The organism is Prevotella illustrans, assembly GCF_017426725.1.
Lineage (GTDB): Bacteria > Bacteroidota > Bacteroidia > Bacteroidales > Bacteroidaceae > Prevotella > Prevotella illustrans.
Genome location: NZ_JAERMS010000008.1, coordinates 67,524 through 82,729, shown reverse-complemented (window position 1 = coordinate 82,729; position 15,206 = coordinate 67,524). Strand labels below are relative to the sequence as shown.

The following is a 15,206-nucleotide window of genomic DNA, read 5'->3' as shown; positions in this document are numbered from 1 at the left end:
TACCCAAGTACAGCCGTATTAAAAACACGGAAGAATGAACCGATAAATCCAAACCCCATATTATAAATAGGTGTACTTGCTTCTTGTACTACTTATCTGTTTTATGTAAATATCTTCAAAGAACGCTTTCTTAGTCGCTTCCCCTTTAAGGCGAAAGCGGATGCAAAAGTAGAGAGTTTTTGGCAAACCACCAAATATTTCCGCGATTATTTTTAAACTTTTTCGTTTTTTCATATCCTATTTGACATAAATCAAGCATATTCATGCCATTTCCTCTCATCTATAACGGCACTAAGCCGTTGATAGCCTCCGGACGCTCGCAAGTTTATAAAACTAAAGAATAAAGAAATGGCTCTTACGAAAAGTCAATAAGCCCAAGAAACACTCCGGAGCATTAGTATGGATGCTCACGGAACAAGCCCTTCGATCTTACGAAATAATTTGACAATAGTCTCAAAATGCTGCCGTTATTTTCAGCCAAAAGTTTTTTGTCGACAAATACGTCTGTATTTTTCATTTTCACTATTTCGCTATTAATCAACAACTTACGCAATTTCACCGTTTTACCGCACCCCGCCAAACCGCTCAAAGCATAACTATTAGCCGCCAATAGCAGCCCTTTTACATCGCAAGCATGTAGCTTTCAGCAGTCAAAAGCTATGCTATGGACAGCCAAAAGCTATGCTTTGAGTCATCACGAAAGGTTTTTGGAGCAGTTACAGCATTGTTTTCGCGTCACCGAAAGGTATAAAACGGCTCGTTTCCATTCTAAAAGGCGTTGTAAACAGAGATGGAAATTCGTGATATTTATTTTACAAAACATCCCGAAGCGCATAAAGTTAAAGGCACAAAAAACAACATGTTTTCCCCTTAAATTGCGGAAATCATCACGGATTTCCTTGTCAGGCATTTGCCTTCGCGCATAGAATGATTCAGAAAAACACTATCGGATCGTTGCCACGACATACTCCGACTGCGTGCCGATACGGAATTTTCCACCCCAAATACCGATACCGCTGGACACATAATATTGCGTCCGTCCCTTTGTCAACGGACCATAAGCGTCTTCGTAAATCATATCTTCAATCCAACTGGTGGGCCAAACCTGACCATAATGAGTATGTCCGCTAAACTGGAAATCCACTCCGTTTCGCTCCGCTTCTTCCAAATGGTAAGGCTGATGATCGAGCAATATCACATACTTCGACTTATCCACATTCGCCATGACTTGCGCAACCGATTTCCGTCGCATATTCGTACGGTCGTCGCGGCCGACAACCACAATGCCACCGGGCAGTTCCACTGCCGAATCGCGCAACAACGTGATACCGGCCTCCCGATAAAACTTTTCGCTATTGGGCTCGCCCGCATAATAGTCGTGATTACCCAAGCAAGCATAGACAGGCGCATTCAGTTTACGAAACTCCGCAGCCATATCAGCTCTGACCAATGGCACAACGCTGAAGTCTACAATATCGCCGCCTATCAATACCGCGTCAGGGTGCTCGGCATTGACCAATTCCACCCATTTAGCCAAATCGGCCCGCGTATTATGATAGCCCAGATGCAAATCGCTCAACATAACTAATTTGACAGGACGCGGCAACGGTTTGTCCGCTTTCAATTCCAACGGCATTCTCACCTTATTATAATAATGCAGATTGCCATAGATAAAAATGCCACACATCGTCAGAAATACGAGCATACTACCCTTTGGGCTGGCATAAAACCAAGAATCGGGAAGCCACCCCACCCATTTGAGGACATCGAGCAGCAGAAATATCAACACCAAATAGAGCAAAACGAAAACAGAAGAATAGCCCACCTCGTAGCAAATGGTTGCCACCGATGTAGGCAAACGGTCGAGTCCCACCCCAAAATTGAAGAAAACACAAAGGAAAGCCAGCAACATCACGGCCAATACCACACCTTTGTATAGATTGGCAAAAGGCAACATCACCCACACATGCCATGCTACAAAGCCACATCCCAGCAAAGGAAGCAGCAGAAAAATCATTATCAACATTATATTCATGGGGCAAAGATAATGTTTTTTACAAGATTGTAACCTGCCACCATTGCTCATCAGCAAATTAATCCCTATTTTTGCATTATATATATAATAATGTGTAAAGATGGACCCGATACCCAACAGGATTCTCGTCGTGGATGACGAACCCGACATTCGCGAAATTCTGAAGTTCAATTTAGAAACCTACGGCTACACGGTTGATACAGCTTGTTCGGCAGAAGAGGCCTTCGGCAAGTCGCTATCTTCATTCCAACTCATCCTGCTCGACGTAATGATGGGCGGCATGTCGGGGTTTGAGATGGCTCAAAAGCTGAAACAAGACCGGTCGACAGCCCACATTCCCATCATCTTCTTAACCGCTCTCGACAGCGAAAACGATACCGTCAGCGGCTTCAATCTGGGTGCCGACGACTATATTTCCAAGCCTTTCTCCATCCGAGAGCTAATCGTCAGAGTCAGAGTCGTTTTGCGACGAACCGACCCGACCACACCTTCCGCAAGCGAAGAAACTCTCTCTTACGAAGGCCTTGTCATCTATCCCGAACGAAAAGAAGTTGCCGTTGACGGGCAAACCGTAGCTTTCACGAAGACCGAATTTGAACTGTTAGCAACCCTTCTGCGTGCGCCGGGCCATGTATTCAGCCGTCAGGAACTCATCAACAAGATATGGCCCAAGGATGTTTTGGTACTCAATCGTACCGTCGACGTGAACATCACCCGCCTCAGAAAGAAGATTGGCCCATACGCTTCCTGCCTTCAGACGCGTCTGGGCTACGGCTACTCCTTCACTCCTTAATTCTCCCTGCCATGCCAAAGTTATCCATCGGCCACCGCCTTTATATCAGCGTGACGGCCCTGTTCCTTATCTATGCCGTCTGCTTCATGGTGTTTCAGCAAAACCGCGAGAAGCAATACAAGATAGATACGCTCAACCTGAAGTTGCAAACCTACAACCACCGCATGCACGAAGCATTGGTACTGCAAGACAACAAAAGCGAACAAGCACTCAACAACTTTGTCAAGACGCACGCGGAGCATAACATCCGCGTTACGCTAATCGACCGCCGGGGCCGCGTTTTCTATGACAACATCTTCAAAGACTACGCCCGTATCGGCAACCACGCCAATCGAACAGAATTCATCCAAGCCGTCAAGACCGGACGAGGGCAGACCGTCGACCGCAACAGTTCTACCCTGCGCCACGATTATTTCTACTCTGCCACGTACTTTCCCAAGGACGGTTATATCATCCGCACGGCCCTACCCTACGACAACGACTTGGCCCGTTCGCTGCAAGCCGACCAACATTACATTTGGTTTTCGATTGTTGTCATCTTGCTACTGACGCTTCTGCTCTACCGATTCATCAGTCGACTGGGCCGAAACATCACCCAACTGCAGACGTTTGCTGAGCGGGCCGACCAGAACGAGAGCCTTGAAACGGAAGAACTGATTGACTTTTCTGATGACGAACTGGGCGAAATCGCCGAACGCATCATCAAGATATACAGGCGACTGCAAAGCACCCGGCAAGAACAAGACATTCTCAAGCGGCAACTAACACAAAATATCGCGCACGAATTGAAAACGCCTGTTGCCGGCATTCAAGGCTATTTGGAAACCATCTTAGAGAATCCGGACATGCCTGACGGCACACAACGCCAGTTCCTGACCCGCTGTCACGCGCAAAGCGAACGACTCACGTCACTCCTTAACGACATTTCCATCCTCAACCGACTCGACGACGGCGCAACGGCCATGCAACGTGAGTCTGTAGAAATCAACCAACTGATCGATCAAATCGAGGAAGAGACCTGCTTGCAACTGCAAGCCCACGGCATGACGTTCAGCAATCAACTGCCCACAGGCATTACCATCAGCGGCAACCGCTCCCTACTCTACAGCATCTTCCGCAATCTTACCGACAACGCTATCGCTTACGCGGGCCATGGAACGACCATCACGCTCTACGCGCAGTCAATGGCAGACCGATGGCAATTCTGCTTCAGCGACAACGGCGTAGGCGTTGCCAACGAACACCTGCGCCGAATCTTCGAGCGATTTTACAGAATAGACAAAGGCCGAAGCCGTCAGAATGGCGGCACCGGCCTCGGTTTGTCAATCGTAAAGAATGCCGTACTCTTTCACGGCGGTAGCATTCAGGCCCGCAATCTGCCCGAGGGAGGACTGCAATTTCTGTTCACGCTCCGACGCGAACCTTAGCCCATGCTTCACCTTTAGTTTTCCATGAACTTCTTGGCGGCCCGCAACTGGTGGCGCATGACGCTCAAGAACTCCTGGCTTTCCTGCAAAATATTCAGGTAGAGCAGCCCCACTTTCAACTGCTCGTCGTGCTGCGACTTTTGGATACGGTCGATATGCCCCTTGCGAATGACGGAGAGCAAGTCTTTGCAGTTATCGGCTTCGGCCAGAATCTCACGATAGTTTTGGTAGCGTCCCGTCTCAATCAGCGCGCCCGATTGCTTCATCAAGTCATTGATGGTTTGGCGAACAGGCCTGAATTCCTCGATATACAATGGTGGCAGAGGGTGGAAATTATTCTCAACATGTTCCTTAATCGGTTCCAGCATACGTCGCAGCGAGTAGACAAACTGCTGATTGCTGTTAGCCCCCAGATGGAACCACGTGTTGCGTTCGATGGCTACATCCATCGGACAACGCTTCAATCCCAGCATTTCACGCCGTCGGAAGTTTTTCAACAGCTGCAGTTCCGTTTGCAGTTCTTTCTCCGCCTTGCGCAGGACTTTGGCATTTTCGGCAGCCAGCGCGTCCATGATGAGATTATACTCATGGAGCGCGAAGCGTGTCATAAAACTCTGTGTACGGCTCACTTGCTTGTAAAGCAGTTCCCACACAAGCTGCGGATCGCGCGTGCGCATCATCAGTCTGAACGTAGCGGCCGACTTATCTACTTCCGACGCCTTCTTGTTGAAATTCCGATTCGAACGCACCAGCAACACAATGACCAACGCAATCATCGCCAACTTCACCCAGATGCCGCCATAATACATGGCCAGACAGATGAGCGAACAGGAGATAAAGGCTACGCCCGCCGTGATAAACCAACCTCCGATGACACTGATAACGCCTGTCACACGGAACACCGCGCTTTCACGGCTCCACGCCTTGTCGGCCAAACTCGTACCCATGGCCACCATAAAGGTAACATACGTTGTAGAAAGCGGCAGTTTGTAATTGGTTCCGATGATGATGAGCATCGACGCCAGCACCAGATTGACCGATGCCCGCACCAAATCGAATGCCGCGTGCTCGTCTTGCAGAATCACTTCGCTCTTGTTAAAACGACTGCCAACCCATCTTTTTACGCTTACGGGAACGTATGTTCTTACGGCAGCGCCCCCCGACTGACAGAAGCGAACAATGGAACGGGCGGCCCGAGACGAGCCAAACATCTCATCGCCCTCGTCCTGCCGGCTCAGGTCTACCGATGTCTTGATGACATTCCGTGCCTTCTTCGACGTGGCCATGGCCAGAATCATGATGCCGCCGGCCATCAGCAGATAGACGGGAGGCGTCTGCGCGCTCCCCATCAGCGAGGTCATCATATAGGCATCGGGGACAGTTCCATGCGCGTGGGCCGCATAATCGAGATAGCTGTCGAGGCCGGCCAGAGGCACACCGATGAAGTTGACCAAGTCGTTGCCCGCAAAAGCCATGGCCAATCCGAAGGTTCCCATCAGCACGATGAACTTAAACACATTGACCTTAGCAAAGTAAAGCAGTTGCATGACGCATGCCGAAATGACGAAAACGAGAATCAACAACAGCGAGGTATGCGCCGCTATCCAGCCGGAAACCGCCGTAGATACATAGGGACTCTTGACGATTCCCTGCAAGAAAATAAAGTAGCTGAGGGCCGTAAACGCCACGCCGCCGAAAATGCCGATGCCGTAACGGGCCGTGCGCGTGTAGTTGAAAGTGAACATCAGACGCGACAGCCACATGACGATACTGCCAAAGAAAAAGGCGACGGCCACCGAAACAAAAATGGCGATGATGACACTCAGCGCCTTGCCGCTGTTGAGCAACATGCCGTAGTCCAGACTGTCGTCGGCCAACACTTTGACGGTGGCCAACGCAAAGGCGCCTCCCAACAGGCCGAACACCAGCGATACCGTTGTAGACGTGGGCATGCCCAGCGTATTGAACACGTCGAGAATAATAATGTCGGTCACCATGACGGCCAGAAAGAGCGTCATGACCTCGTCGAAACTGAAATTCCGGGGCACCATCATGCCGTGGCGGGCCACATCCATCATGCCCGACGACATGGCGGCCCCCACGATGACACCCAAGGAGGCTATCAGAAGAATGGTGCGATACTTGGCAACGCGGGCGCCGACCGCCGATTGCAGAAAGTTGACCGCGTCGTTGCTGACGCCGACGAAGAGGTCGAAGACGGCTAAACAAAGCAGAAATACGACGATGAGAAAATAAATCGCGCTCATAAAAAATAATCATTGGTTTTATGAGCGCAAAGGTAGCAACGGGATGTTTCAGCGATGTTAACGCGGTGTTACAATGCTGTTACAATCGCAACACAAAGTGAAAACATACCAAAGCATGGCATGGCCGGGGCAGAGTCAACTGACGATCCATCATCTAACGACCGTTGCCCGCAGGATTCGGACATCCTGCAAAGGGCGGTCGTGGGCATCGGTCGGCACATTCTGAATGGCTTGAACGATGTCCATGCCCTCAAGCACTTCGCCGAACACCGTGTACTGACCGTCAAGATGGGGCGTTCCGCCTTTCTTGTAATAGGCTTCGCGCAGGGCGGGCGGTATCGTTACCTTGCCCTTCGTGGCCTTGTCGAGCCGGGCTTGCACCCGATCGATCATGTCTTCGTTGAAGCGGCGGCCGTAAACAATGTAGAACTGACTGGCCGAAGAACGATATTCGGGATTCACGTCGTCGGGTTCACGGGCTGCGGCGACGGCTCCCCGATGATGATACAAGGCCGGATAATAAATCTCGGCAGGCAATGTATAGTCGGGCGAATATTCGCCGAGTTGCGCTTCGGGCCGTGCGTGCCGTGAGGTAGAGTCACCCGTCTGAATCATGAAACTGCTGATGACACGATGAAAGAGGTTGCCGTCGTAATAACCTTCTTTGGTAAGTTTAAGAAAATTATCACGATGTAAAGGTGTCTCGTTGTACAGAGCAATGCGGATATTGCCCATCGAAGTCTCTAAAAGAACTTCATGGCGCAAGGTATCAAGCCCTTGCGCCATGCCGTAGAAAGGCAACAACAGCGTTGCCAGAAATAGGATGAAATGTTTCATTTGCTATCGTTTAATACGCGTCATCCGTGTTGATTTCATCGTGAGTGAGTTTCTTCTTATCCATCGACCACCACACGTAGGCGATGTAAGCCACGACAAACGGCACGAGCAACGATACGTAGAACATCGTCTGCAGGGTAAACATGCTGCTCGAACTGTTGAGAATGGTCAAACTGCTCTGCAAATCAGCTGTCGAAGGATAGTAGGCGGTATTGTTCCATCCCACGTTGAGGAGCAACGACAGCACCACGAGTACCACGCCAATGCCGGCCGGCCATATACCTCGCACGAACTCTTCGCACAGGAACGAACGGATCACGCCGTAGAGCAGCAACACAACGCCCAAGACTAAGAGGACGGTGAGATACCACATCTCTATGAAATTGTTGAGGTACTTAAATGGTTGCATATAGATTTTTGCCGTTGCCGGATCGTAGGCAAAGCCATCCTTGAAAAGCGTGCGGATAAAGAACGCCAAAAACAAGATCAGGAAAGGCACTACATTATAGAGCAGATGGCGGCGGCTACGCTGACGGATGGTGTCGTCGTCCACATTATTTATAATATAAAGAATGCCCAATATGCGTGCAAGGAAGAATACGGCAAAGCCGAAAATGAGATTCCAAGGGTCGAGCAACGCGTCGAGACCATGGCTGCCATTGGCCCAATGGCTGATGACGGGCTGTAAACCATCGGTGATATTCATCTTATCGACAAGGAAATTGCTACCGTCAAAGAACGTTGCTACGGCACCGCCAAGCAGCAACGGACCTACAATGCCGTTGATGACAAGCAACCATTGGAACGTGCGTGTGCCCAGAATATTGCCTAACTTGTTCTGGAACTCATAGCTCACAGCCTGCATCACGAACGTAAACAGGATAATCATCCACAGCCAGTAAGCTCCGCCGAAGCTGGTACTGTAGAACAAGGGGAACGACGCGAAGAAAGCGCCGCCAAACGTCACGAGCGTAGTAAACGTAATTTCCCACTTGCGGCCCGTGGAATTAACTACGAGTCGGCGTTCTTCGGGCGTGTTGCCCAAACTGAATACCAATGAGTTGGCACCCTGAACGAAGAGCAGGAAGACCAACAATGCGCCCAAGACGCTAACAATAAGCCACCAATAGTGTTGCAAAAACAGATATGTCATGCTTTTGGGGCCTCCATCCCCTTACGAATTTGCTTGAATAAGATGTTGATTTCTACGACCAGCATTGTGGTAAACAAAGCCAGGAAAATGAAGAACGTGAGGATAACGCTGGAAGAGGCGATATCGCTGACGGCTGCCCAAGTAGGCAACATATCTTGAATTGTCCATGGCTGACGGCCCATTTCGGCCACAATCCAGCCTGCCTCGCTACCAATGTAGCCCAGCGGAACCAACACGATGGCCGTAATGAACAGCCAACGCCACTTGGGATCAGCGATATTGCGGCGCCAAGACACATGTCCCACGACGAGGAAGAACAGGATGAAGAGAACACCAAGACCCACCATCACGCGGAAAGCCCAGAAGTTGATGGGGATATTGGGCACGATTTGGTCGGCATCTTTCACGTAACCATAACCGAAATACTGGATGTTATCGGCTACGTCTCGGCGTACCTTCGGGCTCTTATCGCCGCTACGATACAGCTGCAGGGCCTTAATGGCAGTCTGCCCACGGGTTATCTTCTCTTTCAAAGATGGTTGTTTTTGTCCTGAATGATCGGTATAACCTTTAATGATGTCGTTCACACCGGGCACATAACCATTTAAATCACGTGTGGCAAGGAACGACAATGCGTTGGGGATACCCACCTTGAACGACGGTTCCTGCTCGTTGGCATAGTCTGCCTGACCGAAAGGACTGACCCAAGCCACGGCTGTCAGGCTCTGACTATGACCTCCGTTGTACAGAGCTTCCATAGCCGCGAGCTTCATCGGCTGCGTTTTGGCCACGGTATAGGCCGACTCATCACCGGTCATAGCCGTGAGCAGTGAAGCCACCAATCCTACGACGGAGGCGATCTTGATACTTTCGACAGCCAGCTTGCGCTCCCGGTTTTTCAACAAATACCAACAGCTGACACCCACCGTGAACAAGGCTCCGATAATCCAAGCCGAAGTAACGGTGTGGCAGAACTTGTTGACGGCAAAAGGCGACAGCGCCACGTCTGCGAAAGAGGTCATCTCGAAGCGCATCGTATCAGGATTGAATGTCTGACCGATGGGGTATTGCATCCAAGCATTGGCCACAAGAATCCACCAGGCTGAAATTGTTGCGCCCAGACCGGTAAGCCATGTAGAAGCCAAATGGAAACCCGGAGAAACCTTTTTCCAACCAAAAAACATGACTGCGACAAATGTTGACTCCATAAAGAATGCTACAATTCCTTCTATGGCCAGCGGTGCACCGAAGATGTCGCCCACAAACCAAGAATAGTTACTCCAGTTGGTGCCGAACTCGAACTCAAGAATAATACCTGTGGCAACGCCCATGGCAAAGTTGATACCAAAGAGTGTCTGCCAGAATTTGGCCGCGTCTTTCCAGAAACGCTTCTTCGTGCGATAATAACAAGTTTCTACAATTCCCATGATAACCGCCAGACCGAGCGTCAGCGGTACGAACAACCAATGATAGATTGCTGTGAGCGCAAACTGCGCCCTCGACCAATCAATGGTTGCCGTGGTAACATCTAATAATAGATTTAACATAGATATAAAATTAAATTAATGATTAATGCGCTGTATCAGCTCCTTTCCTACAAACTCGGCCTCATGTCCGGAGCGGCTGTTCTGCTTCAAATAATTAGGAAAGAAAAACACTTTGAGGATGGCAAACATGATAAATAACTTGATAATAATAATGGTCCACAGGGTCTTGCCCAGTGTCATTTGCCTGAATCCGTCATAGTATAAATGGTACACTTTATAGAAAAAGCCTCGATATGCCATAAATATTCAACTTAGGTTGTTTTTTTTAGAATGCGTAAAAGTACGAAAATAAATTTATTGTTGTTCTATTTGTCCCCAAAAATGTAAAAATTTAATATAATAAAGATTTGGCTTCTGCTTTTTCTTTGCCAGTTAATAGAAAACCTTTATTTTTGCAATGACCAAACATTTAAAGTTTTTTTACTTCACTATGAATAAGAAAATTCTTATCCCGATTATCATTATCGGGTTGTTGTTAATCGGTAGTATCGTTTATTTAGGCCTAGATTTAAATAAACAAAAGCAAGAAAATCAAGCTATGCAGGAGTTGGCTGAACTCGATAAGAAAGAGATGGAAAACGAGTATCAGCAATTTGCCCGCCAGTATAGCGAAATGAAGACACAGATTACCAATGATTCTATCATTGCGCAGCTTACTGCCGAGCAAGAAAAAACCCAACGTTTATTAGATGAATTGCGCAATGTGAAGAGCAACGACGCCCGTGAAATAGCCCGCTTGAAGAAAGAGTTGGCCACGGTACGTGCCGTTTTGCGCAGCTATGTATTGGAAATAGACTCACTGAACCGCCTCAACCAGAACCTGACAGCAGAGAATACGCGTGTGAAAGGTCAGTATGAAGAGGCCACCCGACAGATTCAAGGCCTCAATACCGAAAAGGCTTCACTCTCTGAGAAGGTTGCCATTGCGGCCCAACTCGATGCAATCAGTATTAGTTTGCAAGCAAAAGACAAACGCGGCAGGGACACCAAGAGACTGAATAAGTGTGTTGCGCTACAAGTAAACTTTGCCATTGCAAAGAACGTTACTACAGGAAATGGTGTCAAAACGGTCTATGTCAGAATCATGTCACCATCAGGCAACCTGTTGGGAAATAACGGTTCTTTTAATTTTGAGAACCAATCGCTACAGTGTTCTATGAAGAAAAGTATTGAATATGGCGGCCAGGAAACACCGGTTACAATGTATTGGCAAGTTAATCAGGCTTTAGAAGCCGGCACCTACAATGTCAGTATCTTCGCCGACGGCAACATGATCGGCTCCAGAAGCTTCACTTTCAATTGAATCCTTCAGTGGTTTAATCTTATGAGCATGACTTAACAAGACACAGCTTTTAAGACTTTACATTGATTATAATATGATTCCGATACGCTATTTTTTATTCTCAAGCGTATTATTTAGTTCAATAGAATGAGGAAATTATTAACTTTTTTCATGTTCGCAAGTTGGGTTCTTCCGATGGGAGCCCAACGGACGCTAAGCCTTGATAGTTGCCGTGCGCTTGCACTGCGCAACAACAAGCAGCTTAACGTGACCCGATTCAAACAGGAAGCCGCTAAGAACGTACGCAAAGCTGCTAAAACCAAATACCTGCCAAAGGTTGACGCACTTGGCTCCTATCAGTATTACAGTAAAGAAATTTCTTTGTTGGATAACGATAGTAAGGAAGCGTTGAATCATTTTGGCACTAACGTAAGTTCTGCTGCAAGTAATCACCTTTCTTCCCTCATCACCGGAATGGTCCAACAAGGCATTATCACACCCGCCATGGCGCAGCAAATGGGCGGGCTGGTAAGCCAAATTGGAAAACCGATAGCACAAGCCGGCGACCAATTAGGGCAGAATATCACGGACGGACTAAGAACCAACACCCATAATATCTTTGCCGGAGCCATTATGGTGCGCCAACCGGTATTTATGGGTGGAGCTATTATTGCGGCCAATAAGATAGCAGCTATCAACGAGCAGTTGTCTGATAATGGTTCCGACTTCGTACGTCAGGCCACACTCTACAGCATTGACCAGACCTATTGGTTGGTTGTTTCGCTGCGAGAGAAAGAAAAACTTGCCATCAGTTACCACAAACTGGTGTCTAAATTGGCTGAAGATGTTAAGAAAATGATCAAACAAGGCGTAGCGACACGGGCCGACGGACTGAAGGTTGACGTCAAGGTGAATGAAGCCGAAATGCAGATTACACAGGTAGAAGACGGTTTAGCTCTGTCTAAAATGCTGCTTTGCCAGCTATGCGGCCTACCTTTGGACGAGAATATTACGCTTGCTGATGAGAACAAAGCAAACAGCGACACCCTCCTTGCTACCGAAACGGAAGAAAAGAACACACCGGATAATCGGCCGGAATTGCGCATGTTGCAGAATGCCGTAGACATCAGCAAGGAAGCTACCAAAATTGTCAGAGCCGCTTACCTACCTCAAGTACTGCTGACAGGTGGCTATATTCTCTCCAATCCAAATGTATTAAATGGCTTCGAACGTAAATTCTCAGGCTTATGGAACGTCGGTCTCATGGTACGGGTGCCCGTTTGGAACTGGTTTGCAGGCTCTTACAAGGTCAGAGCTTCCAAACTGGCGACCAATATGGCCGAGATGGAACTCAGCGACGCACGTGAAAAGATTAATTTGCAGGTTGCCCAAAGTCGATTTAAGGTAAAAGAGGCCCAAAAACGACTTATCATGGCCAACAAAAACATCATAAGTGCCGAAGAGAACCTGCGCTGTGCGAACATCGGATTCCGCGAAGGCGTCATGCAAACCACCGATGTCATGGCTGCTCAAACGGCATGGCAAATGGCACAAAGTCAAAAAATAGACGCCGAAGCAGATTATAAGCTCGCGCTTGTTAACTTGGAAAAATCATTGGGAACACTTAATTAATTAGAATCATGTCAGCAAAATCACAACATAATAACATTCTTTTAGCTATCATCGGCTTTATTGCCGTCATCGTCATTGTAGCGTTTATCGGCTTCCTTACTTTGGAACGTGATGACGATACAATACAAGGTGAGATCGAAGTATCAGAATACCGCGTTTCCTGCAAGCTGCCGGGCCGCGTCGTTGAGATACGTGTCAAGGAGGGAGATTACGTCCATGCCGGCGACACTTTGGCCGTTTTAGAAGTTCCGGAGGTCGATGCGCAAAGACGAGTAGCACAGGCTACCGGTGAAGCAACAAAGGCCATACAGGATCTAACCGACGCCGGCGCACGCAAAGAGCAGATTCAAGGAGCTTTTGAACTCTATCAACAAGCAATGGCCGCTTCTGAAATAGCCCGCAAGACCTACACCCGCATGCAGAATTTATACGACGAAGGCGTCATCAGCGGACAAAAGCGTGACGAGGCTTTCGCTGCTTTTAAAGCTACCGAGGCACAGGTGAAGGCTGCCAAAAGCCAATACGACATGGCCCGCAACGGAGCCCGAGAACAGGAAAAGCGTGTCGTAGCCAGTCATGTAAAGGCTGCCCAAGGTGCCGTCGACGTGGTAAGTTCACTATTAAAAGAAACGGTACAGGTGGCTCAGGTTGACGGCGAGGTCAGCGAAATATATCCTAAAGTGGGCGAACTCGTTGGTTTAGGTTCGCCTATCATGAGCATTTCGGTCATGAAAGACATGTGGGGCACGTTCAATGTACGTGAAGATCGGCTCGAAGGCTTAAAAATGGGCCAGACTTTTACCGCTTTCGTACCCGCTTTCAACAAGGAACTCAAACTCAAAATCTATTACATTAAGGATCAAGGAGCCTATGCCGTGTGGAAAGCAACAAAGGCAAACGGTCAGTACGATTTGAAAACATTTGAAATCAAAGCACGCCCCATAACCCCGTTTGAGGGACTCCGACCGGGCATGTCGCTCATTATCAAGAATTAATCGTTTTTCTGTTATCATCAGAGATTAACGTTTCACCATGCTCAGACAACTCTACCATATAGCGGTTCGTGAATGTGGTATCATGTGGAAAAACCCCATCTATGGGTTCTGCATGGTTATTTTCCCCATCGTAATCATTATTTTCTTCACGTCATTGATGCACGAGGGCGTACCGGCTGATATGCCCGTGGGTGTGGTTGACTGTGATAACACCTCTACGACACGCACGCTGATTCACAAACTCGATGCTTTCCAAACGACAAAGGTCGTTGCCCATTTCGAAAATGTCAACGAGGCTCGCGAAGCTATTCAGCGTAATGAGATTTACGCGTTCCTCCTCATCCCCGAAGGAACGACTCGCGGCTTGATGAACGGTTCACAACCTAAGATTTCTTTCTACTATAGCAATGTCACGTTGGCTGCCGGCTCTATGCTCTTCCGCGACCTGAAGACAATCTCAACTCTGGGTTCTGCGTCTGTCGGTATGAAGAAACTATCGGCTATTGGCAAGACTGAGAAAGAAATTACGACTTTCCTGCAACCCATAGCCATAGACCTTCACATGATAGGTAATCCATGGAGCAGCTATAACATCTATCTCAGCACGATTATGATACCCGGCGTATTGATGATTTTCGTATTTCTCATCACGCCCTATTCTTTAGGTACAGAACTTAAATTCAAGCGTTCACGCCAGCTGATGGCCATGGCTTCCAACCATACGTGGATAGCGGTAGTCGGCAAACTGATTCCCCAGTTTCTGATCTTCATTTCTATTTTCTTCGGCTTTGAGCTTTATATTTACCACTATTTAGGATTCCCCCATCCCGGTGGATTTGTCCCCATATTTATCTTGGGCCTGCTTTCAGTCCTTTCGGCACAAGCTTTCGGCGTATTTGTTTTTGGTCTCATGCCATCCCTGCGCATGTCGATGAGTGTCTGCTCCCTGTGGGCCATGGTCAGTTTCTCGGCTTGCGGAGCCACCTATCCCGTGTTTGCCATGGACTCTATGATTGAAGCCATCGCCCAACTCTTTCCACTGCGCCACTACTACATGATCTATCAGATCTGTATTCTGAATGATTTTCCCGCCAGTGACGCTTGGTTCAATTTCATGGCACTGGGCATTTTCATAGCCTTGCCGGTATTTATTCTCCACAATATCAAGAAAGCCATGCTGCTCTATGTCTATATCCCATAACCGGCGGATTGATACTTATCATTCATGATTAAACAAT

The 15,206-nt window shown here is 48.2% G+C and carries 12 protein-coding genes; 6 read left to right on the top strand and 6 right to left on the bottom strand.

The window, feature by feature from the left end; all coding sequences use genetic code 11:
- Window positions 1–943: 943 nt before the first annotated feature.
- Window positions 944–2,035, bottom strand: coding sequence for a metallophosphoesterase (locus JHU38_RS04520; protein ID WP_107583001.1), 1,092 nt, complete (start codon window positions 2,033–2,035; stop codon window positions 944–946).
- Between the two features lie 100 nt (window positions 2,036–2,135).
- On the opposite strand from JHU38_RS04520, the gene JHU38_RS04515 reads away from it, so the two are divergent.
- The gene (locus tag JHU38_RS04515) at window positions 2,136–2,828 is read left to right on the top strand and encodes a response regulator transcription factor (protein WP_107583003.1); all 693 of its coding nucleotides are present in this window, start codon (window positions 2,136–2,138) and stop codon (window positions 2,826–2,828) included.
- 11 nt (window positions 2,829–2,839) lie between these two features.
- On the top strand, window positions 2,840–4,255 hold the full coding sequence (locus JHU38_RS04510; RefSeq protein WP_107583005.1) for a sensor histidine kinase: 1,416 nt from the start codon (window positions 2,840–2,842) through the stop codon (window positions 4,253–4,255).
- 14 nt (window positions 4,256–4,269) lie between these two features.
- Here the strand turns inward: JHU38_RS04510 and JHU38_RS04505 are convergent, their stop codons facing one another.
- From JHU38_RS04505 to JHU38_RS04485, 5 genes are all read right to left on the bottom strand, one after another.
- Window positions 4,270–6,522, bottom strand: a complete 2,253-nt coding sequence (locus tag JHU38_RS04505; protein WP_107583007.1) for an inorganic phosphate transporter — start codon at window positions 6,520–6,522, stop codon at window positions 4,270–4,272.
- Window positions 6,523–6,672: 150 nt separating this feature from the next.
- Window positions 6,673–7,359: a peptidylprolyl isomerase gene (locus JHU38_RS04500; protein WP_107583009.1), complete on the bottom strand. Its 687-nt coding sequence runs from the start codon at window positions 7,357–7,359 to the stop codon at window positions 6,673–6,675.
- A gap of 10 nt (window positions 7,360–7,369) precedes the next feature.
- The gene (locus JHU38_RS04495) at window positions 7,370–8,512 is read right to left on the bottom strand and encodes a cytochrome d ubiquinol oxidase subunit II (protein WP_107583011.1); all 1,143 of its coding nucleotides are present in this window, start codon (window positions 8,510–8,512) and stop codon (window positions 7,370–7,372) included.
- Window positions 8,509–10,059 (bottom strand): cytochrome ubiquinol oxidase subunit I, encoded by a 1,551-nt coding sequence (locus JHU38_RS04490; protein ID WP_107583013.1) that lies wholly within the window; start codon window positions 10,057–10,059, stop codon window positions 8,509–8,511. The genes JHU38_RS04495 and JHU38_RS04490 overlap by 4 nt, the downstream gene beginning before the upstream one ends.
- A 15-nt stretch (window positions 10,060–10,074) precedes the next feature.
- Window positions 10,075–10,299: a DUF4492 domain-containing protein gene (locus tag JHU38_RS04485; RefSeq protein ID WP_107583015.1), complete on the bottom strand. Its 225-nt coding sequence runs from the start codon at window positions 10,297–10,299 to the stop codon at window positions 10,075–10,077.
- A 190-nt stretch (window positions 10,300–10,489) separates the two neighbouring features.
- Between JHU38_RS04485 and JHU38_RS04480 the strand changes: the two genes are divergently transcribed.
- From JHU38_RS04480 to JHU38_RS04465, 4 genes are all read left to right on the top strand, one after another.
- Window positions 10,490–11,362, top strand: a complete 873-nt coding sequence (locus JHU38_RS04480) for a hypothetical protein (protein ID WP_107583208.1) — start codon at window positions 10,490–10,492, stop codon at window positions 11,360–11,362.
- 126 nt (window positions 11,363–11,488) lie between these two features.
- A complete protein-coding gene (locus tag JHU38_RS04475) occupies window positions 11,489–12,973 on the top strand; it encodes a TolC family protein (RefSeq protein WP_107583017.1) in 1,485 nt (494 codons plus the stop codon).
- An 8-nt stretch (window positions 12,974–12,981) separates the two neighbouring features.
- On the top strand, window positions 12,982–13,968 hold the full coding sequence (locus tag JHU38_RS04470; RefSeq protein WP_107583019.1) for an HlyD family secretion protein: 987 nt from the start codon (window positions 12,982–12,984) through the stop codon (window positions 13,966–13,968).
- 37 nt (window positions 13,969–14,005) lie between these two features.
- Complete coding sequence (locus tag JHU38_RS04465; RefSeq protein WP_107583021.1) at window positions 14,006–15,169, top strand: ABC transporter permease; 1,164 nt, start codon at window positions 14,006–14,008, stop codon at window positions 15,167–15,169.
- Window positions 15,170–15,206 lie beyond the last annotated feature (37 nt).